The sequence below is a fragment of the Streptomyces sp. S.PB5 genome, assembly GCF_030403745.1.
GTDB lineage: Bacteria > Actinomycetota > Actinomycetes > Streptomycetales > Streptomycetaceae > Streptomyces.
Map to the genome: position 1 here is coordinate 60,773 of NZ_JAQMWP010000016.1, position 23,569 is coordinate 84,341.

Genomic DNA, 23,569 nt, shown 5'->3' on the forward strand with positions numbered 1-23,569 from the left:
CGCCTCTCTGTGCCGACGCAAATCCGATGCGGGGATCAGCTGGGCAAATCGACGCTTACGGAATCGCGCTCACGACGCAGCCAGGCAAGTCGCAGGGGCGGCCATCTACTAAGGCGGGCTCGCAGCCCATCGTTCAAGATCGGCCTGCCCATGCTGATTCCCCGGACACCCCTTGTCCTGACGGTCGCACCGTACAACCGGGCCGAAGCCCGGTCACCAGGACACGGACAGCGGCACCCACGACTTTCATACCTGGTACGAATCCCATCGAGTCGACGTTCTCCACCGTCCGGCTGCGGACCAAGGTCACCCGCGGCTCCAGCACCGCCGCCCTGGCCATGGTCTTCAAGCTCGTCGAGTCCGCCCAGCAGCGGTGGCGGGCCGTGACCGCACCCCACCTCGTTGCCTTCATCCGTGCCGGAGCCCGCTTCGAACGCGGCCAGCTCATCGAACGCCCTACCACCGTGGCAGCATGACCGGCTTCAGGCAAGCGTCCAGGGAGGCATCCGCCTTGCCCGACCTCGACAGCCAGGTTCCCTACTGGGATGCCGCTGCGGCCACGAAGATGTTCACCCACCCACTCCATCTGCCCTGGCTCGAAGGGGTCAGCAGGCACGCCGCGATCCTCGACTACGGATGCGGCTACGGCCGCATCATGAAGGAGCTCGAACAGCACGGCTTCGGCAACCTCACGGGCGTCGACGCCTCACCGGGAATGATCAGCCGGGCACGCCACCTGCACCCCACCATGCGCTTTGCCGCCCTGGACGTACCACCCGCCTCGGCCTGTCCAGACGCAGGCTTCGACGCCGCTCTGCTCTTCGCCGTGCTGACCTGCGTCCCCGGCGACGAAGCCCAGCACCGGTTGATCGCCGAGCTGAACCGCATCCTCAAGCCCGGCGGAATCCTCTACATCAGCGATCTTCTGCTGCAAGACGACGAACGCAACCGCAACCGTTACGGCCGCCATGCTGATCACTACGGCAGCTATGGCGTGTTCGAAACCGGCGACGGTGCGGTCTGCCGCCACCACCCCCGCGAGTGGTTCTCCACCCTGCTCGCCGGGTTTCAGACCATCGACACCCGGACCATCACGGTGCCCACCATGAACGGTCACGAGTCAACCGGGATCCAGATCCTCGCCCGTAAGCCCACATCGCCATGAACGCGGCTCAGATCCACAGGTCTTGACTATTACTCCGCTGGACCCAGAAGCCGAACACTGGGTTCTGCTTGCCCAGTTCGGCAGCGACAGCGACGCGAAGATGACCTGGGGCGAGGAGGGCGCCCTGTACTGGCTCATCCGCTCCGAGGACCTCGCCGCCCGCCGATTCGGCGAGGCACGGCTCATCTTGCAGGGCTAGCACACGTAGATCGTGCTCATGTTGGGGCCGCCACCTGCTCGGTTGCGGTGGTGTGCTGGGGAGCGGCTCTCGTGACTGTGCCGCTGCTGGTCAGGGCGGCCGGGGTCGGCTGGGAGGGGTGCAGGGTGCCGGCGTCGGTTCTGAGGGCGGCGGCAACGCCGGCCGATGTGATGCGGGCGCGGGCGGAGTCGGCGACGAGCCTTCCAGCTCCGTTGGTGGCACTGTGGAGCGTGCGGGACGGCCTTCTCACAGAGTCCGGTGGCGCGGTGTACTCGGCGGGGGCATCGGCGAACGCAACGCCCCTTACGAAGTCGCGCAGTACGCGCCAGGTTTCCTGCTCGTCGGCGATGACGGTGGTGGCCGGGGGATTCCTCCTGCGTGCCGATGACCCCGACTCCGCTGTTTTCTCCTCCGGTCTGGGCGATCTGGACCCTGCGGACTTCGAAGTTGTGTCCGCGGATTTCGCGTCCTGGATCGAATCGCTGCGTCCTGCCCCTTCCTGCTGACAAAGGGCGGGGCGGCACCCGCCGGGTTGACTCGCCGCGTTTGGCCGCTCGACATCCACGACGACCCGGCGGCCACATGAGCACGATGGATGATCGCTCCGTCGGGAATCGACAGCGAGGTCGTCCGTCAGGAAGCATCGGCCGCACACCACACGCAGGCACCGCACGACCGCGATCTGACCCGGCATCGACGTGGATCAGGGTTGCCCGGAGGTCAGTTCGGACCCGTTGCCGGTCAAGGCCCGGGACCGCCGCGAGTACGGAGCGGCAGGTCCGTGAAGCTACGTAATACGGTACGGGCATTCGCTGCGGGGCGCGTGCACGCGCTGGACAGGGCGCCGGCCTTCACGGACAGCGCGATCGCCAGCACCAGCATCATCAGCCAGACCGCGGGTCCGGCGAGGTCGTGGAAGCGGCGCACCGTCTCCATGCCCTTGCTGATGATGAGCAGCTGGGCGGCCCAGACGCCGAGGCAGCACAGCTACGACGGCAGCGGCCTCAACACCCAGAAGTGGCACCTTCCCTTGTAGCCGACGGATTCACAGCACACCTCCGGTTGCCGGCGGCACCCGCGAAATCTGCGGGTGCCGCCCGCTGGTCATCGTCTGTTCACCTGCTCGGTCAGCTTCCCCTTGCGGAGGGTGAGTATGCGGTCGGACTGGGTGGCCAGTTGCTGGGAGTGGGTGACGACGACCACGCACTTGTTCTGTTCGTGGGCAAGGTCTCGGAAGGTGTCGATAATGCCCTGGGCGGTGTCCTCGTCGAGATTTCCGGTGGGTTCGTCGGCGAAGAGGATGTCGACGTCGCAGGCCAGTGCGCGGGCGATGGCGACGCGCTGCTGCTGGCCGCCGGACAACCTCATGACGCTGCGGGTGGCCATCGACTTGTCCAGTCCGATGTCGTCCAGCAGGCGAAGGGCGCGAGCCTTGCGGCTGCCCTGGACGGGCCGGACGCCGGTGATCTCCATGGCGCAGACGACGTTCTGCAGGGCCGTCATATAGGTGAGGAGGTTGTACTGCTGGAAGACCGTGGCGACGTGCTTGTTGCGATAGCGCCCCAGGCCCAGCTCCTTGAGGTCCCGGCCTTCGAAGCTGATGGTGCCGCTCGTAGGGGTGTCGAGGCCGCTGGCGAGGCTGAGGAGGGTGGTCTTGCCGCTGCCGGAGGGGCCCAGAATCGTGTAGAACGTACCGCGTTCGAAGGTGTGGTCGATGTCCCGGAGGACCGTGGTCCGGCGGCGCTGATCCGAGTACGTGTGGCTGACCCGGTCGAGACGGAGGACGGGCGGGGTCGCGGTGGCGTTGGTCATGGCGGGTCACTTGCCGTTCGTGAGGATGGATCGGGGGTTGAGGCGCAGCACGGAGGCTGCCGGGATCGCTGCGGCGAGCAGGCCGATCCCGAGTCCGGCGCCGCCGACGGTGGCGAGGTGCGCGGGCTCGAGCACCACCGTGATCCTGTCGACGGGATCGGCGTTCTCGACCGGCCGGTCGTCGGGGTCGATGCCCTCGCCGACGCCGGTGCTGCCCGGAGGGGGCGGCTGCCAGGCGTCGATCTTCCGCTGGGCCGAGGCGGCTTCCCTGCCGAGCAGTGACTGTCCCGCGCTCTGCGTCAGTCGCGGAGCGAACACGGACCCGAGCACGATGGCCAGGGCGGCCACGGCTGTGACCTCCAAGGCCTGCTGGGTGATGAGCTTCCACTTCTTCTCGCCCAGGGACAACAGCACGCCGTACTCCCTGCGGCGCTGCTTGACGGCGAGGTTGACGAGGAGGGCGAGGACAGCGGCGCCCGCGAGGCCGATCAGCCACATGGCGAGGGTGGCGGTGGAGCCGATGCTCTTGAGCGGTCCGGTCATCTGCTGCACGGCCTTGTCGTTGACGTCGAGCTTGAAGCCCTCCAGCGCGGCGCCGGCCAGCCTTTCGGCTTCGTCCCTGAACGCCTCCTGGTCATCGGGGTCCCTGAGGAGGAAGCTGGCACGGGTGATCTGCGGGGCCCCGCCGGTGGTGCCGAGGGTGGCGAAGCCACCGACAGTGCCGTAGATCATGTTGGCCGGGTTGACGCCGTACTCGGGTTCCAACTCGGTGCCGGGGCGCGGGTCGCGGAAGATGCCGGCCACGGTGAACCGCCCCGTCGTCTTCTCGTCGTTTCCCGTCAGGGTCACCTCGTCGCCGGGCTCGAGGCCGTTCTTCCCGGCCAGGCGCTCCTCGATCAGGATCCGCTTGGTGTCCTTGTCGGCGGCAGTCAGGTGCTTGCCGGAGAGAAGCCTGAACTTCCCGCTGCGGAAGTCGGTGAGCAGTGAGGAGTCGAGGAGGCCGATACCCGCGGTGCCGCCGGGTCCCATGGAGCCCTCCCCACCGTCGGTGACGAGTCCGACGTCTCCTTTGAGGAGCACCCGGTCCCACATGGAGTAGGTGTACTTCTCGACTTGGGTCAGCTCGCCGAGCTTTTCGACCACCGCCGAGTCGATCGTCGGGGCTTGGCCCACGCTTCCCTGAGCCTGCGGATCCATGACGAGAGTGACTTCTGCACCTACCGCCTTTTCGGCGTCCAGCTCGGCCCGGGCGGTCGCCGCGTTGATCAGTACGCCCGCCAGCACCATGAGGGAGATGACCAGGAACGTGGCGAAGGTGATCAGCGTGCGGCCCTTACGGGCCCACAGACTGAGACCTGCGCGTTTGACGAAGTTCATGAACAAGGGCTTTCTGGGTTCGGGCCGGCGGCCTATTCGCTGCCGGCCAGGATCGAGCGGGGGTGCAGGCGGAGGATCCCGAGGCCCGGGACGACGGTGGAGAGCAGACAGATACCGAGGCCGAGGCCAGCGACTTTTCCCACGTCGGTGGGATCGACGCGCACCGTGGAAGGTGCGACTTCCGCGTCCGCCACCCCCGCCGCCACGGTGTTTGGCTGCGGGCGGTCCAGCAGGGCAGCGCCCACGGACGGGCCGGCGACATGCCCCGTCAGTGCGGCGACGGCGACTGCGGGCAGGCACACCACCGCGGCCTCCACGACGTGCTGCAAGACGAGCTTCCACTTCTTCTCGCCCATCGACAGCAGCACTCCGAGCTCCTGGCGCCGCTCCCGGATCTGCAGCATCACGATCAGGCCGAGGATCAGGGCACCGGCAAGGGCGATGACCCAGACGATCAGGCCGGCGAAGGCGCCGACCCGCTGAACGGGACGGACCTGGTCCCGGTACGCCTTGTCGTTCACGCGGAAGGTGAAGTCCCCAGTGCCGAGCAGCCTCTTCGCCTCGGCGTGCAGACGCTCGGCCTGCTCGGGCGAACCGATCTTGAAGACCGCTTCGTCGAGACCGGCCGCACCGCCACCGAGTCTCTGCCCCACGGACGTCGGTACATAGAGGGTGTTGCCGGGCAGTTCGTTCGACGGTGTCCACTGCGACGGGTCCGGCCTGGGGTCCTGGAACACGCCGAGGACCTTCACCGAGACCTGGTGCCTGCCATCGACGGACCCCACCTGCACCGTGTCGCCGACCCTGAGGCCGTTGCTCGCGGCCAGGCGTTCCTCGATCACCGCGACCGCGCGGTCGACGTCCTGCGGAACGATGCCCCGCCCGGAGGTGATCTTCGTCGATCCGTATGAGAAGGGCAGCAGCATGCCCAGGTCCCGCACACCTCGCAGCGCCAGCGGCCCCCCTGCACTCCCATCACCCCGGTCTCCGCGCGACTTCGGCTCCGGTGGCACGAGCGGGTCGAAACCGTGCGCAACTGCGGTCAGCGGGAGCAGTGGGTTGTAGCGCGTCACGGGCGACCTGGAGCCGAGACGGTCCGCCACAGCCGAGGTCAGCCGCTTGCCCTCGATCGTCACGTCGACACCGATCGTGCGCTGCGCCTCGGCCGCCTGGCGTGCGGCGGCCGCCTCCAGCACGAACCCGCCGAGGAGCAGGCAACAGATCACGACGAAGATGCCGAGCAGGGCAGCGGTGCGGGATTTCCTGGCACGCAGGCTCATCCCGGCCCGCCTGACGAAATTCATGCGGCCAGTGGAGCAGGCGGTCCTTTGCAGGAGGATAAACGCGTTACAGCGGCATAAGGGGGGTCCGGGACTGCGCCGGGTCCGACGCCGTCGTCCTTACACGACCGCAAACACGGCCTTGGTTTCATGGGGCCATGAGAGTTCTGGTAGCTGAGGACCACCGCGTGCTCGCCCGCGCCGTCGCGGTCGGCCTGCGCCGCGAGGCGATGGCCGTCGACGTCACCCACACCGGCGACGCCGCCGAGCGGATGTGTCTGCTGACGGCGTACGACGTCCTGATCCTCGACCGCGACCTGCCGGTCATGAGCGGCGACGAGGTGTGCAGGCGCCTGCGGGAACTCGCCGATCCCCCACGGATCCTCATGCTCACCGCGGCGGGCGACATCACCGACCGCGTCTACGGTCTGACCACTCTCGGCGCCGACGACTACCTGCCCAAGCCCTTCGACTTCAGCGAACTGGTCGCCCGAATACGGGCGCTGAGCCGCCGGGCGCCCACCCCGCGGTCGCCCGTGATGCGGCACGGCGGCATCACGATGGACCCGTCGAGGCGCGAGGCGTCCATCGAGGGCCGCCCGCTGGCCCTGACACCCAAGGAGTTCGCCGTCCTCCACCTGTTGGTCGAGGCCCAAGGAGCCCCCGTCGCTCACGACGAGATCGTCCGCACCCTCTGGGACGAGCACCTCACCCCGCAGACCAGCGCGGTCCGCGCCACCGTCAGCCGACTGCGCGGCAAACTGGGGGACCCCGGCGTCATCACCGTCGACACGGGACAGGGGTACCGGCTGTGCGACTGAGCCCTCGCGCGTTCCTCGGCCGGCTCCCCTTCCGCGCCCGTCTCGCCGCGACCATCTTCACCCTCTTCCTGCTCACCGGCGTGGCTCTGCTCGCCTTCGTCGTCCTGCTCGCACGCCACGGGACGGCCCAGCAGGTTCAAGGCCTCGCCGTCAGATACGCGGACACGCCCGTCGGCTACGTCGCCCTCCATCCGTCCGCCCGCCCCGTGGAGTCAGGACCGACAACGCCCGGAACACGATGGGACACGGCCGAGATCCAGAAGATCGACCAGACGATCCAGGCCGTGCAGGACACCGCCCTGGGCCAGATGGTCCTCTGGTCCGCCATCGGTCTGCTCTTCCTGGCCCTTCTGGCCGGGCTGGCAGGCTGGTGGCTGGCCGGCAGGGCCCTGCGCCCCGTCGCCTCGATGACCGAGACCGCGCGCCGCATCAGCGAGCAGAACCTGCACCAGCGCCTGGCCCTCACCGGCCCCGACGACGAGTTGCACCGGCTCGCCGACACCTTCGACGCGGTACTCGACCGGCTGGAGAAGTCGTTCGACAGTCAACGCCGTTTCGTCGCCAACGCCTCCCATGAGCTCAAAACGCCCCTCGCCGCCCAGCGGACCGCCCTGCAAGTCGGTCTCGCCGACCCGCTCCCCGACCACCTCACCGAAGTCCGCGACGACCTGCTATCCACCAACCGCGAAGCCGAGCAACTCATCGACGCGCTGCTGCTCCTGGCCCGCAGCGACCGCGGACCGGCCGTGGCCGAGAGCGTCGACCTGGCCCTCGCCGCCCGGCTCGTCACCGTCCAACTCGCGCCACAGGCCGAACAGCGACAGGTGGACATCCGCGTCACGGCCGACACCCCCCTGACCGTCCGCGGTGACCCCGTCCTCCTACGCCACCTGCTCACCAACGTCATCCGCAACGCCGTCCAGTACAACCACCCCGGTGGCCATGTCCGGGTACGCGTGGAAGACCGCACCGTGACCGTGGCCAACACCGGCCCGCACGTCCCCGCGCACCGGGTGCCGGACCTCTTCGAGCCCTTCCGCCGCCTCGCCCCCGACCGCACCGCCGACACCGGCCACGGTCTCGGCCTGTCCATCGCCGCCTCCATCGCGTCGTCACATCACGCGGCCCTGAGCGCCGACCCCCGCCCCACGGGGGGACTGACGATCCGTCTGGAATTCCCCTGACAGTCCTGCTCGGCCCTCACCCGGAATCCCCGTTCACCACGGCGAGTGCAGTGTCGCGATGGGCATCGTGCTCGGCGAGCCGGGCGACGAGCGATGCCCGCACGTCTTCGTAGGTGTCGGACCCGAGAGGAAGGCGCAGCGGCGTGGCTCCCGAGTCGACGAGATCGATCATGGCCTGGGTGATCTTGTGCGGGTCGTTCGGCAAGGGAAAGGCGCCCGACGCGATGGCACTCCGCACCTCACCCGCCGGGGTGTTCTCGTACTCCGGCAGCACAGGCGCGGTGTCGAGGGCGCCGGCGAATCCGGTCGGTGTCGCACCGGGTTCGACGATGGTCAGACCGATGCCGAACGGCGCGATCTCTTGCGCTACCGTCTCGCAGAATCCTTCGATTCCCCACTTCGAGGCATGGTAGTAGCTGAAGTTCGGGTAAGTGGTCTGACCGCCGGCTGTGGACACCTGCACGATGCGCCCGTGTCCCTGGGCGCGCAGATACGGCAGGGCCGCGCGGATGACGTGGATCGACCCGAGGAGGTTGGTGTCGATCACGCGTTGGATCTGTGCGTCAGTGGCCTCTTCCACCGAGGCGAAGACGCCGTAGCCGGCGTTGTTGACGACCACGTCGATCGTGCCGAGCTCCTCGAAGGCATCAGCCACGACCCCGCGCACCTGCTCGGTGTCGGTGACGTCGAGCCGGGCTGGCCAGAGGCGGTCCCCGTACTGGGCGCGCAGGTCGTCCAGCGTCTCGGGCCGGCGTACGGTCGCGGCGACCCGGTCACCGCGGGCCAGCAGTTCCTCGGTGAGAAGACGCCCGAAACCGGAGGAAGTACCGGTGATGAACCATGTGGTTGACATGGCGCTCCTTTCATCGATGGCCGCCACGCTAGGAGTTCAAGTCGACTTGAGGGCAAGCTCGTAAGGTGGTGAGCATGACGAATGCCGAGAAATCCGTCCTGAGTATCGGCGAGGTCAGCGCACTCACCGGACTGCCCGCCCACATCCTGCGCTTCTACGAGCAGGAAGAGCTGCTCACCGCCGTACGGCGCAACGCAGCCGGACAACGTGTCTTCACCGAGGAGGACGTGGCCTGGCTCAAGGTGTGTGTGCAACTGCGCGCCTCCGGCATGCCGCTGCCGGAGATCCGCCGCTACGCCCGGCTTGCACAGGCCGGAGACGGAACCGTGCCGCAGCGTTTCGAGATCCTGCGGCGGCACGAGGCGAAGGTGCAACAGCAGGTGGCCGAACTCCAGGAAGCCCTCGGCATCATCCACACGAAGGTCGAGACCTACGCCCGGCACCTCGCGGCCGGCACGGCCGACGGGTTGTGGCGTGACGGCCCCGACTGCGAGCAGTGAGGTCTGAGAGGTGAAATACCGGTCCCTGAGTCAGTGACCCAGATCGCTGAGGTTCCCACGTATCATTCCCGCCCGACCCGCAACCCCCACCAAGGCCTTCGGACGTCTGTCGGAAAGGACGCCAAGCCCGCCCAGCGGCGTCAAGGTGCGATGCCGACGCCCTCGAGACGGCTCCACGCCGCTTCCTGCGCGGCGGACATGGCGGGCCAGTGGAGGCCACCGGGCCGGGGGCGGACCCGGGTGGCGAACGGGCCGGGGCGGTAGGCCTGATCGTAGAAGCAGCCACCACCGTGCGTGGTGTCGAACGTGCTGCATGAACGCGCGATCGAGCTGGGGGTGGGCTTCCGGCCGGTGCGCGTCCAAGTGTCCAGGGCCGCCAGGGAGTTGGCGTACTCGGCGTCGCTGAGCGCGCTGTGGTCGCTCTCCCTTGTGAAGGTCTGGACGAGGTTCTCACTGCGGCCGGCGGCCTGGACCGTGGCGCGATAGGCGGCCTCGTGTTCGACGAAGACCTGCGGGTCGTCGATCGCGTGCAGCGTGAGGACCGGGAGTGCGATCCGTCCGGTGAGGTCGCTGTCGTAGGAGAGGTCGCGGCGCGCACCGGGGTCGGGCGAGAAGCGCTCCACACCGGCGTTGAGCGCCTTGTCGTCGTGCGAACCGTCGTAGCGGACGCCGCGGTTGCCGAACGGGTTACGGCCGTCGAGGCGGTTGGCCACGATGTCTCTTACGAGGAAGGCCGCGTACTGCATGTGCGTGGCCAGGGACTGTTCCGGGATGCGGGTGACGGCCAGGATGTCTTCGAGGTTGCGCTGTTGCTTCGCGGTCCGGTCGGCCGGGTCGGAGTCGATGCCGGTGCACTCCTGGAGTCGGCCGTGGACCTCCTCGGGTGTCATCGGGGAGTCCGCGGGCAGTCCTTGCCACAGCGGGTACCGGGGTTCGGTGGGGCGGGGCAGGTTACGGCAGTAGTACTGGTAGACCGTCCGCAGGTCCAGGCGGGTGTCGTAGCCGCGCGAGCCGCCGGCCAAAAAGCCGTTGGTCAGCAGGACTCCGTCGTACACGCCACGCTTGTCGCCGTACGTCTCGGTGACTTTGGCCGCGACATTGCCGCCCCAGGACTGGCCGTGCAGATAGGTGTGGTCGGGGCGGCCGAACCGGCCGACGAACAGGCGGCGTACGTTGTCCGTGTCGGCGGCGGCCATCCGGACCCCGTAACCGCCGCGCCGGTACGAGGAACCCGCCCAGGCGTAGCCCTCGTCGACCATCACCGCCCAGCGTTCCAGGTCCTCGGTGGTGGTGGACTCGTCGTAGGAGAAGTCGGGACCGCCGTGGGCGTGGACGACGAGGGAGCCGTTCCAGTGCTTGGGGACGGCCATCGTGTAGTAGGCGCCGTTGGCGTCCCGGCCGGTGTAGCAGTCGGCCTTCTGCGCCAGACGGCCCGGGCAGGCGGCGGGGCGCGTGGCGTCGGCCGGGGCGGCGGGCGCACTGCCGAGCGTGCCCACGACCGCGGCCGCGAGCAGTGCCGTCGGCACGGTCCGGCGGCGGGCCCGAGGTCGCGGACCTGGTTCGGGCACGGCAGGTGTCTTCAAGGAGCTGCTCCTTCAGGTACTTGGGTGAGCCGACATGTGAAGGACCGCGTCCCGCAGGTGCGTTCGGGGGCACCGGCGGGCGGGGTGTGACCGTCTTGGCGCGCGGGTGCCCGGGGTCAGGCGGTGGGCAACGGGAGCACTGCCAGCGGCACATGGTGCTGACCGGAGTGGACGTCACGGTCGCGCAGTGACGCCTGGCTGACGGGGCGCGGGAAGGAGATCTTGACGACGTTCAGCGACGGGATGCGGAACATCCGCACGTCGGCCTCGTCGAGTCGGTAGAGACGGGCGATGGTGCCCTCGTTGAGGTACGTCTCGTCGGCGGCGATGCGATAGCCGTCCGTGTCACGCAGGAACAGCTCCATGGTGACCCAGAACGGCCCGGCGTTCTTGGAGCGGACCTCGTACGCCAGGTCGCCCAGGGTGGTGGGGGCGGTCTCAGCCATGGTGGGCGGGCTCCTCGATCTCGGTGCGGAACATGTCGGTGGGAGTGCGGGTGTCGACGACGTGGTGGAGCACGAACTCGTACGCCGGACCGCGCTCGACCTCGGCCGGTGAGGTGGCGAACGCCAGGCTCGGCAGGTAGTCCATGTCGGCCGTCGGCAGATGGAGCATCAAGGGGTTGGCTATCTTTGCGACGGCGGTCGCGGTGCTCTGGTCCGGCGCGCTGACGAGGAGCATGACCCCCACCTCGCGGGGCGGCCCCACTGCCGGTTCGAGGTCGCCGAGGATGGCGTTGTGCCCGTACAGGCGCAGGTCGAAGGCGTACTTGTCGTCGCCGAGGCCGATCGTCTGCTCCACCCGCTGCCTGATCATCGTCCGCATGAGGTCGGCCCAGTCGTCGATGTTCGCGAGGATGTGCGGGTCGCGGATCGCGCTGAACGACATGGTCTCGTAGCCGGTGATCCGGGCGCCTTCGAGCTTGATGGTGTGCTGGTCGGCGACATGGAACCGGGAACCCTCGACCCGCACCGTGCGCTCGTCCAGGGCGGTGTAGACGGCCTCACTGACGTCCAGGGTGCCGTCCGGCTCGCGCATCTGGAACGGGTCCACGGTCTCGTAGAGCATGTGGGCGGCGACCAGGATCGGTGTGCAGGCGACCGTCGGGTCGAGCGGCTCGATGGTGAAGCCGTGGGCGTCGATGGTGGCCAGGACCCCGCCCGCGCGGGGATTGCTGGTGCACTGCCCGCCGCACTCGATGATCTTGGCGGCGTGCCAGGCCGGTCCGGCCGGCATTTGCTTCATCAGCGGATAGGCGGCGGCGATGGCGGTGTCCGTGGCGCGGCCGGCGAGCACGACCTGCGCACCTGCTTCGAGCGCGGCGACGATCGGCTCGTGCCCCATCGCGCCCACGATGTGCGTGCAGCTCTCCAACGTCGCCGGCTCCAGTTCACCGAGCGGAGGCAGGGCATGGATCCGGCCCTCCTCCAGGCGCTCGAGAAGCTCGCCGGTCGACTGCTCGCTGTAGATGCGCGCCACCCGCATCCGGAGTCCCTCGGCGGCCTGGATGTCGGCGACGATGCCGGCGACCCAGTCGACCCCGGAGTCGGTTCCGCTGGTGCCGCACGAGCCGACGATGAGGGGGATGCCGGCGCTTGCCGCCGCCTTGAGCAGGACGCGCAGGTCCCGGGCGACCGCCGCGCGGGTGGTCTTGGGCTGCGACGCGCCGAGGTAGTAGGGGCCGGAGTCGGTGCTGCCCGCGTCGACGGAGATGACGTCGGCTCCCAGCGCCAGACCTCGCTCGATCGTGGCCTCGGGAAAGCCGGCACCGAGCATGCCGGTCGGTGCCAGGACATTGACCTGGGTGACCCGTTCGTTTTCCATGGTCCTCTTTCCTTTCGGTGGGCCGGGCGGGTGGCGAGCGGGTGTCACCCGTCGGCCCGGGCGGTGGGGGCGTGGTGCAGCAGGTGGGCGTTGACCGCGAACCGGGGGCGGCCCGCGAGGGCGGCCACCACCTCGGCCGCACCTTCGCGGCCGGCGGCGGCACGGGCTTCGGCGGTCTGGCCCGCGAGGTGGGAGAAGACGACGATTCCCTCGACGTCCCGCAGTGGGCTGTCGGCCGGGAGCGGCTCCTCGCTCACCACGTCGAGCGCCGCCGCCGCGATCTCGCCGCTGCGTACGGCCTCGGCGAGCGCCTGTTCGTCGACGACGGCCCCCCGCGCGGTGTTGACCAGCACCGCCGTCGACTTCATCCGCCGGAAGGCGGAGGCGTCCAGGAGACCGCGTGTGCGGTCCGTCAGCGCGGTGTGCACCGATACGTAGTCGGATGCGGCCAGCAGTTCGGGCAGCGCGACGAACCGCACCGACGGGTCCGGGCGTTGGTCCTCGGGCACCCCGGTCGTGCAGAGCACGTCCATGCCGAAGGCGCGCGCCAGCGGTACCACGGCGCGCGCTGCCGCCCCGTATCCGATCAGGCCGAGCGTGGAGCCCCGCAACTCGTGGCCGTGCTGCCTCGGCCAGCGGCCGGCTGCGACGCCCGCCGCGCTCTGCACCAGTCGCCGCGCGGCCGCCAGCAGCAGGCCGAGGGTGTACTCGGCCACGGCGTTCGCGTTGATCCCCGGCAGGTTGCTCACCGTGATGCCGAGCCTGCCCGCGGCGTCGACGTCGATCGAGTCGTAGCCGACGCCGGTGCGCACGATGGCGCGCAGCCGGGGAGCTTCGGAGAGGACCTGGGCGGTCAGGGCGTCATGGCCGACGAGTGCCGCGTCGATCCCGTCGAGGGCGGCGACGAGCTGCTCGGGACCGCGTCGGCCGACCAGCGGGGCATGGACCGTCGTGTGGCCGTGCGCCCGGAGATAGTGATCGGCCTCGTCGTCGGGCCGCAGATAGTCGGTGGTGATCAGGATGCGGGGCACGGTTCCTCGTCTCTGGCCGCGTCGGGCGCTGGGCGCACGCCGCGCTGCGGGGGGTGGGCTGGTCACTTGGCGAGGGTCAGGCCGGTGCGCCGCTGGAGCACCCTGATCCTGGCCACGACGATGATCGACAGCGTGGCGACCAGGGCGATGTCCATGAGCATCAGGGGCCAGCCGGTGATGTCGACCATGCCGCCGACCACCGCCGGGCCCAGGAAGCCGCCGCCGGCCCAGCCGACGGTGTACAGGCCGGCGTAGGTCCCGAAGACCCGTGCCGAGGGGGCGAGGTTCCACAGGACGACCACCGCGTTGACCAGGAAGCAGGTCGCGCCGGCCGCAGCGAGGCACAGGGCCGCGGTGGCCCCCATGGGGGTCTGGACGATCGTCCCCAGCACCATGGCGCCGGCGAAGACCGACATGCCCACGACCATGACCCGGAGTCGCCCGTACCGTTCGGCGAGGACGGCGGCCGGGTAGGCCGCCAGGATGAACGCGATGCCGCTGGGCAGGGTGAGACCGCCGGCGGCTCCGCGGGACATGTCCAGGGCTTCCATCCCGTACGGCGTGATCAACGACCGGGACGCGGCCCACGCGCTGCCGAAGAGGAGGATCGCGAGGAGCAGCAGCAGCCGGCTGCGGTCGGTGTCCTTGAGGATCTCGACGAAGGTGTCCCGGACCCGTGGTGCGGTGCGCTCGGGACCGTGTTCCTCATCGCTCTCGGCCACCGCTGCCCGGTAGGCCGGGGACCGGTTGTCGCGCACGGTGGCCGCGAGCACCCCGATCGAGATCAGCATGATGATCGCGGGGATCGCGAATGCGAGGCTCAGATGGTTGTCGACCAGGAAGATGCTGATGAGCGCGGCGACGATGGCCGTGATGCTGGAGGCGATCTTGACTGCGGCGTTGGCCCGGCTTCGCCGCTCGGGTGCGATGAAGTCCGGTACGAGCGCCTCGGCGATCGGCTTGAAGGTGTTGGCGACGAGCGCGTACGAGAACAGCACCACGATCAGCAGCGGCAAGGATCCCGCACTGTGCGGGATGAGGATGAAGAGCGCGGCTGCGATCGGCATCCCCACCACCAGGTAGGGCATCCGCCGGCCCCAGGAGGTCCGCGTGCGGTCGGACCGGTTGCCGATCCACGGCTGGATGAAGATGCCGAGCAGGTTGTCCATGCCCATCAGCAGACCCACGACGGCCGTGCTGGTGAGATGCTCCCGCAGGAGCGGCGGAACCTGGGATTCGTAGAAGTTCCAGGTCGACTCCTGTGCGAAGACCGCGAGAGCGACCAGGAACGTGATGCGCCGGGTACGTGTGCGCTGCCCTACTGACACCGTCGTCATAGGGTCGTCCCTTCACGCCGCCACCATGTCGGGCAGCTACTGGATGGTTTGTCGGTGTCGGCGTGCGGGGGAAGCCGTTCCCCCGGACCGGTCGCCGAACGGTTCAGTCCCGGTCGAGTTCGACCACGAGGGTCAGGTCGTCGGTGACCCGGATCCGGCACTCCGGTCCGAAGGAGCAGGACGATTCGCGTTCCTCGAGGATCGCCGGACCTGTCAGCTCGGTGCCCGGCGTGAGCTCGTAGCGGTTCCACACGGTGGTCTCGAGCGGCCCGTGTCCCGGGAAGTGGACCGGCCGGACACCGCGGCTCGCCTTGCCCCCTCCCGCGGGGGCGCCCTCCGTCGTCAGCTCATGACCGGGCAGTCGCATGGAAAGCCGCCAGTTCACGACTTCCACGGCCCCGTCGAGGGAGCGGCCGAACACGGTCCGATAGGTCGACTCGAAGGCGCTCCGGATGCGTCCGAGACCATCCGGGCCGAGGTCCTGCTCGGACACCTCGACCTCGATCTCGAAGCCCTGGCCGAGGTAACGCATGTCGGCCGAGCGGTGGACCCGGACCAGTTCCGGGTCGTCCGGCTGGAGCGTTTCGGTGGCCCGGGTCGTCATCTCGTCGTAGAGCGCGGCCACTTGGTCCCAGTCGACGTCGGCCAGGGGCGAGGGCAGACTGCGGACCTCGTCGACCGTGGGAGCGGCGGCCAGGAGCCCGCAGGCGGACATCACACCGGCCCGCATCGGCACGATCACCTTGGGGATCTTCAGCGACTTGGCCAGCCCGTAGGCATGGGCGGGTCCCGCGCCGCCGAAGGCCAGCAGGGCGAAGTCGGCGGGGTCCTTGCCCTGTTCGGACAAGTGCATGCGGGCGGCGGCGGCCATGCTTTCGGTGACCACCTCGACGATCCCGGCGGCAGCGTCGGCGGTGTCGAGTCCCAGCGGACCCGCCACCTCACGCGTCAGCGCCTTGTGGGCCTCGCGGGTGCGCAGCCTCATCTCGCCGCCGAGGAAGGTGTCCGCGTCGAGACAGCCGAGCAGGAGGTCGGCGTCGGTCACGGTGGGCAGTTCGCCGCCACGACCGTAGGCGACGGGGCCGGGCACCGAACCGGCGCTGCGCGGTCCCACCTTGAGCAGCCCCAGCGCGTCGGGCGCCGCGATCGAGCCGCCTCCCGAACCGATCTCGATCATGTCGACGACGGTCAGGCGCACCGGCAGCCCCGAGCCGGGCTTGAACTTGTCGACCCGCCCCGCCTCGAAGTCGTGCTTGAGCCCGGGCCTGCCCCCGTGGACCACGGCGATCTTCGCGGTGGTCCCGCCCATGTCGAAGGAGACGACGTCCTGCTCCCCCAGCGTCCGGGCGACTGCGGCAGCGGCGATGACACCGGCCGCGGGGCCCGACTCCAGCAGCCGTACGGGGAACCGCTTGGCGTCCTCGAGAGTCGTGACACCACCGCCGGAGAGCATGATGCGAAGGGGCGCGTCGATCCCCAGGGCGGTGAGGTCGTCGCGCAGGTCGTCGAGGTAGCGCGACATCAGGGGCTGCACATACGCGTTCAGGCAGGCGGTGCCGGCCCGCTCGTACTCGCCGATGACCGGGGCCACGGCGCTGGAGAGCGTGACGGGCAGGTCGGGATGGGCGCGCGCGACCAGGTCGCGTACCCGGTGCTCGTGTCCGGCATGGCGGTAGGAGTGCATGAGGGCCACGGCCAGGGCCTCGATGCCCTGGTCCACCAGTTCCCGCACCGCCGCGAGGGCGGCAGGCTCGTCGAGCGGTTCGAGTTCACCGCCGTCCGCGGCGATCCTGCCGGGCACCCCGCGGCGCAGATGGCGCGGCACCAGCGGCTGGGCGGGCCGGGCGAGCAGGTCGGTGGTGTCGAACCTCGTCTCCCGTCCCATTTCCAGACAGTCGCTGAACCCGCTGGTGGTCAGCAGACCGACGACCGCTCCGGTGCGTTCCAGCAGGGTGTTCGTCACCAGCGTGGTGCCGTGCACGATGCCCGCGACGTCTGCGGGGGCCGTGGACGTCTCCTCCAGCAGGCGGGTGATCCCCGCGGTGATGGCCTCGTTGGGGGCATGGGGTGTGGTGGGCAGCTTTCCGGGCCGGATCAGTTGCCGGTGCGGGTCGTGCAGCAGGAGATCGGTGAACGTTCCGCCGACGTCGACGCCGATCCTGACCGTGCGGGTCACCGGCTCACCTCCTCATGTGCGCGTCCGGCCGCCGTCGGGGCCGTGTGCGGGTGCCGGCGACCGGCCGGGAGCGTGTAGCCGGCGATCTCGTCGGCGACCAGGAGTTCGGGCTCGCGCTCCTCGGGACGGCCGAACCCGCCGCCGCCGGCGAAGGAGATGACCACCGATGCGCCGGGGGCCAGCTGCGAGATCGACTTCAGGGGGACACGCTCGCCGGAGTCCAGGACGACTTGTGCGGTGGCGCCGGGTTCGCCGCCGGCCAGTCCGAGTGCCGGGTGCCGTTCGCGGTCTCCGAGCAGCACCATCTGCACCGGTCGGCTCGTCGGGTTGCGGACCTCGATGGTCTGGCCGAGGCCGCCGCGGCGTCGGCCCCGTCCGCCCGATCCGGCACGCAACTCCTTGCGGAGGAAGTGCAGGGGCGAGGCGGCCTCCAGTGCCTCGATGCTGCCGCCGCCCGAGTTGGTCGGGAAGGCGGTGGCGGACAGCCCGTCCGACTCCTTGGACGCGCCCATGCCCGCGTTGGCGAAGAGCATCAGGCTGAAGGGCCGGCCGCTGTCGTCGACCCCGGCGAAGCGGACCCGCAGGGCGGGGGCGCCGCCGCTGTCGGCGATGACACGGTCGGGCAGCACCGGCGCCAGTGCCTGGTACACCGCGCAGGACAGGAGGTGCCCGGTGAGGTGCCGTGCGACGACGGGCGCGGGAAATCTCGGGTTGACGATCGTGCCCTGCGGAGCGGTGACCCGGATGGACCGGTAGGAGCCCCAGTTGGTCCGCGTGGACGGATCCAGCAGGATCTTCAGCGGATACATGGAGTAGGCGCGGGTGTAGTTCAGCGTCGAGTTCGTCGCGAAGGGCACCTGGGGGGAGCTGCCGGTGTAGTCGATCGCCACTTCCTCGCCGCGCACGGTCACCGCGCACTCGATGTGCGTGGGGTGGCCTTCGACGCCGTCCGCGTCCAGAGCGGCGCGGTAGACGCCGTCGGGCAGATCGCGGACGCCCGCCCGCATCGCCGCGTCGGTCACCGCGTGGACCTGGGCAGCGAACGCCTCGAAGTCCCGCTCACGGAAGTCGTCGAGGAACTCCTTGGCACGTCGGCGGCACACGGCGTGTGCCGCGGCCTGCGCCTCCAGGTCGCCCCACACCTGGTCCGCCAGTCGTACGTTCGCCAGCAGCAGGTCCTTGATCCCCTGCTCGACGCGTCCGGCCCGGAACAGGCGCAGCGGGGGGATCAGGATCCCCTCGGACAGGAGCTCGGTCGCGCTCATCGAGGGTGTGCCGCCGATGTCCGGTGAGTGCGCCACGGTGCCCGCGAACGCGACGAGCCGTCCGCGGTGGAAGACCGGGGAGATCATGGCGATGTCGGGCAGGTGCCCGGTGGCGATCCACGGGTCGTTGGTGATGACGCTGTCGCCGTCCCGCCACTCGTGCGCCGGGAACCGTTCGAGGACCAGGGCGGTCAGCGAGCTCATCAGGGCGGCGAAGGCGGGGATGCCGGCTCGTGACTCGGCCATGGTGCGGCCCGCGCGGTCCATCAGGACGACGGTGTAGTCGTTCGACTCCCGGATGATCGTGGAGAACGCCGTGCGCAGCATCGTGGAGGCCGCCTCGTCGGTGGCGGCGGCGAGCCGGTCCCAGCGCACTTCGAGGCCGACCGGATCGCAGACAGGTCTGGTCATGACGCCGCGACCCCCTCTTCGACCGCTCGGCCGGCAGCGTCTGCGGTCGCCGCCGCCCCGCCGTGGCCGGCGCGAGTCCCCGCGGCGATCCGGGCCGCGATGGCCCGGCCCAGCCCGGCCGTGGTCCCCGTGCCCCCGAGGTCGGGGGTGACCACCTCGGGCTGCTCGTCCAGAACGCTCTCGATCGCGGCCACGACGTGCGCGGCCGCCTCGTGCTCGCCGAGGTGGGTGAGCATCATGGCGCCGCTCCAGATCTGGCCCACGGGGTTGGCGACACCGAGGCCGGCGATGTCCGGCGCCGAGCCGTGCACCGGCTCGAAGAGACTGGGGAAGGAGCGGTCGGGGTTGATGTTCGCGCTGGGGGCGATGCCGATCGTCCCGGTGCAGGCCGGGCCGAGGTCGGAGAGGATGTCGCCGAACAGGTTGCTGGCGACGACCACGTCGTACCGGTCGGGCTGGAGGACGAACTTCGCGGCCAGGATGTCGATGTGGTCCTTGTCCGCGGTCACGTCGGGGTACCGGGCGGCCATCTCGGTGGCGCGCTCGTCCCAGTAGGGCATGGAGATCGAGATCCCGTTGCTCTTCGTCGCCCACGTCAGGTGCTTGCCCGGACGGGACGAGGCGAGTTCGAAGGCGTAGCGCAGGACACGGTCGACGCCGGTGCGTGTCATGACCGTCTCCTGCACCACCGTCTCGCGATCGGTGCCCTCGAAGATCCGGCCGCCGATGCTGGAGTATTCGCCCTCGGTGTTCTCCCGCACCACATAGAAGTCGATGTCGCCCGGCCGGTGGTCACGCAGCGGACTGCGCACACCGCGCAGCAGCCGGACGGGGCGCAGATTGACGTACTGGTCGAAGCCCCGCCGCAGCTGGAGCAGGCTGCCCCACAACGACACATGGTCCGGAACCACCTCCGGCCAGCCGACCGCGCCGAAGAAGATCGCGTCGAACTCGCCGAGTACCTCCCGCCAGTTCTCGGGCAGCATCGTGCCGTGGCTCAGCCAGTAGTCGGCGCTGGCGAAGTCGAACTCGGTGACGTCGAGTGCGAATCCGTGCGTCTCGGCGGCGGCCCGCAGGCACCTCAGTCCCTCCGGGACGACCTCGCGGCCGATCCCGTCGCCCGGAATCGCTGCGATGCGATAGCTGTGCGGCACGAGTTCACTCCCAGTCCACGGATTGATGCGCAAGGCCGGTGACGGGCACTCCGTCCAGAGGCACTTCGGTCACGGCGCGGCTGGCTCCTACCTTGGCCAGCGGCGACACCCGTTACAAGGCCGTAAAGGGCAAGGTACGTTTTCCCCCATGGAAAGCCCCCGGCGTTCTGGCCGCCCCTCGTCCAAGAGCCGTTCAGCCGTGGACGACCTGCAGTTCTTCCACGTGATCGCGTCGAGCGAGACGCTGACGGCCGCGTCCCGAGAACTCGGCTGCTCTCTGCCCGTCGTCAGCAAGCGCCTCAGCGCGCTGGAGCGCCGCCTGGACGTCCGGCTCGTGCAACGCGGCGCCCGCCGACTCGTGCTGACGTCGGAGGGCGCGCTGTATGCGGCGCGCGCCGAGGCGATCCTCGACCAGGTACGCGAGCTGGAGGACACCATCACCGACACGGCCGGGGGGCTGCGCGGGTCCGTGGTCGTCGAGGCCACGCTCGGTCTCGGCCGCGCGCACATCGCGCCGCTGCTCGGCGAGTTCGCCGCGGCCCACCCGGACCTGCACGTCCGGCTCCAGACGTCCGCGCTGCCGCTGCGGCCCCACCAGCGTGAGTTCGACGTCGCCGTCCACGTGGGCATGCCGCCCGACTCCTCGCTGCGCATGCGGCGGCTGGCCAGGAACCGGCGCGTGCCCTGCGCGGCGCCGTCCTACCTCGCCGAGCACGGCACCCCGGACAGCATCGAGGATCTGGCCCGCCACAACTGCATCGTGCTGCGGGAGAACGAGAGCGACTTCGCGCTCTGGCGCTTCGGGGACGCGGCCCGCCCACGGCACGTGCGGGTGAACGGCAGCCTGTCCAGCAACGACGGTGACGTGGTGACCGGCTGGGCCCTCGAGGGCCGTGGTGTGATCATGCGGTCGGAGTGGCACATCAGACCGCATCTGGAGCGCGGCGAGCTCGTCCGGGTCCTGCCGCACCTGCCGACACCGGCCGCCGACATCTACGCCCTCCTGGAGGAGGACGGGCACGTCCCGCGACGCGTCAGCGCCCTCATCGACCACCTCGCCGCGCGGCTCCCGCTCCGGCTGGATCACGCCGCGGATCAGCCGACCGTCCCCCGGAGCGCCGGCCGGCCCCTGTCCGGTGCGCGGCCCGCCTGACGGCACCGGAGCCGAACCGTCAAAAAACCCTCAAGTTCCGCATGCGGCGGTCGTCAAGTGCCCTCAGAAGGATGTGCCGGGTCGTCTTCCGCACAGTGAGGGAATCTTTGATGGCTACGCTCTTGTACCGGCTGGGCGCGTTCGGCGCCCGTCGGTGGCGAACGATGTTGATCGGATGGCTCCTGGCCCTCGTCGCGGTGGTCGGTCTGGGGGTTTCCTTCGCCGGTTCCTTCGCCGACAGCAGCTCCATTCCCGGCTCTCCGGCCCAGACGGCGCTGACGAAGATGGAACGGCACTTCCCCGAGCCGGATGCGCAGTCGGCACGGATCGTGTTCCAGGCGCCGGCCGGCCGCAAGGTGACCGAGCCTCAGCTGCACGACTCCCTGAAGGCCACACTGGAGGCCACGGGCCGAGTGCCGGGGGTGAGCAAGGTCAGTGACCCGGAGCGAAATGACGCCGTCTCCGGGGACGGACGCACCGCGGTGGCCGAGGTCACGTTCACCACGAAGGAGGCCGACGACGTGCCGGAGGGCACGCTGGACGCGGTGAGGGCCGCCGGGACGTCGGCGGAGCGGGCAGGCCTGCGGACCATCTACGGCGGTGAGCCCTACGAGACCTCGCACCCGCCCGTGGGACCCGGTGAACTGCTCGGTCTGGGCGTGGCCCTGGTCATCCTGGTGATCACGTTCGGGTCGCTCCTCGCCGCCGGTCTGCCCCTGCTCACCGCGGTTCTCGGCATCGTCGCAACGGTGGCCGCGATGATGGGTCTGGCCACGGTCTTCGACGTCTCCGACAACGCACCCACCCTGGCGATCATGCTGGGGCTGGCCGTCGGTATCGACTACGCCCTGTTCATCGTCTCCCGCCACCGCGCCCAACTGGGTGCCGGTATGCCGGTCAGGGAATCCATCGCCAGGGCCACCGCCACCGCGGGCAGCGCCGTCGTGTTCGCCGGAGCCACCGTCCTCATCGCACTCGCCGGTCTGTCGGTGGCCGGCGTGCCGATGCTCACCTCGATGGGACTGGCCTCGGCCGGAGCAGTCGCGGTCGCCGTGATCACCGCCCTGACCCTGCTGCCCGCCCTGATGGGGATGGCTGGCCACCGGCTCACCCCCCGGGCACCCCGGCCCGCGGCCCGGCGCCGCCGGTTCCTGCCCGTGATCGGCCGCAGGCGCGCCCTGCGGCCGGCGGCGCCCAGCGGCCGGCCGGCCACGATGGGCGTGCGCTGGACCCAGGGTGTGCTGCGCCACCCCGTGCGCAACCTGATCCTGGGCACCGCCGTGCTGATCGCCCTGGCCGTCCCCGGCATGGAGCTGAAGCTGGCGCTCACCGACGAGGGCTCCAGCGACACGAGCAGTTCCAGCCGCCAGGCCTACGACGTCATCGGCGACGCCTTCGGTCCCGGCGCCAACGGCCCCCTCGTCGTCCTCGTCGAGAACGACGACCCGGCCACCGTCCACTCCACGGCCACCGCCGTCGAGGACTCGTTGCGCAAGGTCGAGGGGATCGCGGACGTCAGCGGTGTCGACCTGGCCGAGAACGACACTGCGGCAAGGATCCAGATCATCCCCGAGACCGGACCGCGGTCCGAGGAGACCAGCAGCCTCGTGGCCCGGCTGCGCGCCCGGATGCAGCCACTGGCACAGTCCAGCGGCTCCTACGTGGCCGTCACCGGTATGACCGCGGTCAGCATCGACGTCTCCGACAAGCTCAGCGGCGCGCTCGTGCCGTTCGTGATCGTCGTCGTCGGCCTCTCCCTGCTCCTGCTGATGATCGCCTTCCGGTCGATCGCCATCCCGGTCAAGGCGACCATCGGCTTCCTGCTGTCCGTGGGCGCCGCCTTCGGAGCCACCGTCGCGGTCTTCCAGTGGGGCTGGCTGGCCGGAGTGCTGGGCGTACCCAGCGAGGGACCCGTGGCCAGCTTCGTGCCCATCATCGTGATGTCCGTGCTCTTCGGGCTGGCCATGGACTACGAGGTGTTCCTCGTCTCCGCCATGCGCGAGGACTACAACCGCCACCACCACGCCCGCACCGCCATCCTCAACGGCGCCCGCAACTCCGCCCGTGTGGTAACTTCTGCGGCGCTCATCATGATCGCGGTGTTCGTCAGCTTCCTGTTCTCCCACGACCCCGACATCATGCCGATCGCCTTCGCCCTGGCCTTCGGAGTCATGGTCGACGCCTTCCTGGTCCGCATGACCCTCGTGCCGGCGGCCCTGGCACTCCTCGGGGACCGGGCCTGGCGGCTGCCACGACGCCTGGACCGAGTCCTGCCCCATCTCGACGTCGAGGGCGAGAACTTCCACGCCCCCCAGCCGACGGCCCCACACACCCCCGCCAAGGAATCCGCCCCCGCACGCCCGTGACCCCACCATGACCAGCAGCGCCGCTACCGGGACACCCGAGTCGGCCCCACCGGCGGCAGCGGCAGACCTCGGTCGGCC

General features: G+C 69.9%; 21 protein-coding genes and 1 pseudogene. 10 read left to right on the forward strand and 12 right to left on the reverse strand.

Translation table 11 applies throughout. The annotated features are described in order from the left end of the window. Positions 1-257: 257 nt before the first annotated feature. From PH203_RS35125 to PH203_RS35145, 5 genes and pseudogenes are all read left to right on the forward strand, one after another. Positions 258-476, forward strand: a pseudogene (locus PH203_RS35125) (IS256 family transposase); the annotation flags it as partial. After that, positions 473-1,165 carry a class I SAM-dependent methyltransferase gene (locus PH203_RS35130; protein WP_289925389.1) on the forward strand — a complete coding sequence of 231 codons (693 nt, stop codon included), beginning with the start codon at positions 473-475 and terminating at the stop codon, positions 1,163-1,165. The pseudogene PH203_RS35125 and the gene PH203_RS35130, both read left to right, overlap by 4 nt. 22 nt (positions 1,166-1,187) lie before the next feature. Continuing rightward, entirely contained in the window at positions 1,188-1,364 is a 177-nt protein-coding gene (locus PH203_RS35135; RefSeq protein WP_289925390.1) for a DUF1963 domain-containing protein, read from the forward strand. Between the two features lie 71 nt (positions 1,365-1,435). Then, positions 1,436-1,870 carry a hypothetical protein gene (locus tag PH203_RS35140; protein WP_289925392.1) on the forward strand — a complete coding sequence of 145 codons (435 nt, stop codon included), beginning with the start codon at positions 1,436-1,438 and terminating at the stop codon, positions 1,868-1,870. A 275-nt stretch (positions 1,871-2,145) separates the two neighbouring features. Continuing rightward, complete coding sequence (locus tag PH203_RS35145; RefSeq protein ID WP_289925393.1) at positions 2,146-2,400, forward strand: hypothetical protein; 255 nt, start codon at positions 2,146-2,148, stop codon at positions 2,398-2,400. Between the two features lie 68 nt (positions 2,401-2,468). Here the strand turns inward: PH203_RS35145 and PH203_RS35150 are convergent, their stop codons facing one another. From PH203_RS35150 to PH203_RS35160, 3 genes are read right to left on the reverse strand one after another with little or no spacing between them, the layout of a single operon-like run. Beyond that, positions 2,469-3,176: an ABC transporter ATP-binding protein gene (locus tag PH203_RS35150; RefSeq protein ID WP_289925395.1), complete on the reverse strand. Its 708-nt coding sequence runs from the start codon at positions 3,174-3,176 to the stop codon at positions 2,469-2,471. Positions 3,177-3,182: 6 nt separating this feature from the next. Next, a complete protein-coding gene (locus PH203_RS35155) occupies positions 3,183-4,553 on the reverse strand; it encodes an ABC transporter permease (protein ID WP_289925396.1) in 1,371 nt (456 codons plus the stop codon). 32 nt (positions 4,554-4,585) lie between these two features. After that, entirely contained in the window at positions 4,586-5,857 is a 1,272-nt protein-coding gene (locus PH203_RS35160; RefSeq protein WP_289925398.1) for an ABC transporter permease, read from the reverse strand. A gap of 134 nt (positions 5,858-5,991) precedes the next feature. Here PH203_RS35160 and PH203_RS35165 point away from each other — a divergent pair, with 134 nt between their 5' ends. Then, on the forward strand, positions 5,992-6,654 hold the full coding sequence (locus PH203_RS35165; protein WP_289925400.1) for a response regulator transcription factor: 663 nt from the start codon (positions 5,992-5,994) through the stop codon (positions 6,652-6,654). After that, the gene (locus PH203_RS35170; RefSeq protein WP_289925402.1) at positions 6,645-7,838 is read left to right on the forward strand and encodes a HAMP domain-containing sensor histidine kinase; all 1,194 of its coding nucleotides are present in this window, start codon (positions 6,645-6,647) and stop codon (positions 7,836-7,838) included. Before PH203_RS35165 ends, PH203_RS35170 begins: the two co-directional genes overlap by 10 nt. Before the next feature lie 16 nt (positions 7,839-7,854). On the opposite strand, the gene PH203_RS35175 is transcribed toward PH203_RS35170, so the two are convergent. Next, the gene (locus PH203_RS35175; RefSeq protein ID WP_289925404.1) at positions 7,855-8,718 is read right to left on the reverse strand and encodes an SDR family oxidoreductase; all 864 of its coding nucleotides are present in this window, start codon (positions 8,716-8,718) and stop codon (positions 7,855-7,857) included. 47 nt (positions 8,719-8,765) lie between these two features. Between PH203_RS35175 and PH203_RS35180 the strand changes: the two genes are divergently transcribed. Then, positions 8,766-9,191, forward strand: a complete 426-nt coding sequence (locus PH203_RS35180; protein WP_289925406.1) for a MerR family transcriptional regulator — start codon at positions 8,766-8,768, stop codon at positions 9,189-9,191. A gap of 140 nt (positions 9,192-9,331) precedes the next feature. Here the strand turns inward: PH203_RS35180 and PH203_RS35185 are convergent, their stop codons facing one another. The 8 genes from PH203_RS35185 to PH203_RS35220 form a co-directional block, all read right to left on the reverse strand. Next, the gene (locus PH203_RS35185; protein ID WP_289925658.1) at positions 9,332-10,759 is read right to left on the reverse strand and encodes a DUF6351 family protein; all 1,428 of its coding nucleotides are present in this window, start codon (positions 10,757-10,759) and stop codon (positions 9,332-9,334) included. Positions 10,760-10,890: 131 nt separating this feature from the next. Next, positions 10,891-11,220: a DUF4387 domain-containing protein gene (locus tag PH203_RS35190; RefSeq protein WP_289925407.1), complete on the reverse strand. Its 330-nt coding sequence runs from the start codon at positions 11,218-11,220 to the stop codon at positions 10,891-10,893. After that, on the reverse strand, positions 11,213-12,598 hold the full coding sequence (locus PH203_RS35195; RefSeq protein WP_289925408.1) for an acyclic terpene utilization AtuA family protein: 1,386 nt from the start codon (positions 12,596-12,598) through the stop codon (positions 11,213-11,215). The genes PH203_RS35190 and PH203_RS35195 overlap by 8 nt, the downstream gene beginning before the upstream one ends. A 44-nt stretch (positions 12,599-12,642) precedes the next feature. Beyond that, positions 12,643-13,629: a phosphoglycerate dehydrogenase gene (locus PH203_RS35200; protein WP_289925409.1), complete on the reverse strand. Its 987-nt coding sequence runs from the start codon at positions 13,627-13,629 to the stop codon at positions 12,643-12,645. Positions 13,630-13,691: 62 nt separating this feature from the next. Further along, positions 13,692-14,966 carry an MFS transporter gene (locus PH203_RS35205; protein ID WP_289925411.1) on the reverse strand — a complete coding sequence of 425 codons (1,275 nt, stop codon included), beginning with the start codon at positions 14,964-14,966 and terminating at the stop codon, positions 13,692-13,694. Between the two features lie 103 nt (positions 14,967-15,069). Beyond that, the gene (locus tag PH203_RS35210; protein ID WP_289925412.1) at positions 15,070-17,142 is read right to left on the reverse strand and encodes a hydantoinase/oxoprolinase family protein; all 2,073 of its coding nucleotides are present in this window, start codon (positions 17,140-17,142) and stop codon (positions 15,070-15,072) included. Next, positions 17,139-18,818: a hydantoinase B/oxoprolinase family protein gene (locus tag PH203_RS35215; protein ID WP_289925413.1), complete on the reverse strand. Its 1,680-nt coding sequence runs from the start codon at positions 18,816-18,818 to the stop codon at positions 17,139-17,141. The genes PH203_RS35210 and PH203_RS35215 overlap by 4 nt, the downstream gene beginning before the upstream one ends. After that, a complete protein-coding gene (locus tag PH203_RS35220) occupies positions 18,815-19,972 on the reverse strand; it encodes a tartrate dehydrogenase (RefSeq protein ID WP_289925414.1) in 1,158 nt (385 codons plus the stop codon). The genes PH203_RS35215 and PH203_RS35220 overlap by 4 nt, the downstream gene beginning before the upstream one ends. A 199-nt stretch (positions 19,973-20,171) precedes the next feature. Between PH203_RS35220 and PH203_RS35225 the strand changes: the two genes are divergently transcribed. After that, positions 20,172-21,125 (forward strand): LysR family transcriptional regulator, encoded by a 954-nt coding sequence (locus PH203_RS35225; protein ID WP_289925415.1) that lies wholly within the window; start codon positions 20,172-20,174, stop codon positions 21,123-21,125. Positions 21,126-21,235: 110 nt separating this feature from the next. Next, positions 21,236-23,491, forward strand: a complete 2,256-nt coding sequence (locus PH203_RS35230; protein WP_289925416.1) for an MMPL family transporter — start codon at positions 21,236-21,238, stop codon at positions 23,489-23,491. Positions 23,492-23,569 lie beyond the last annotated feature (78 nt).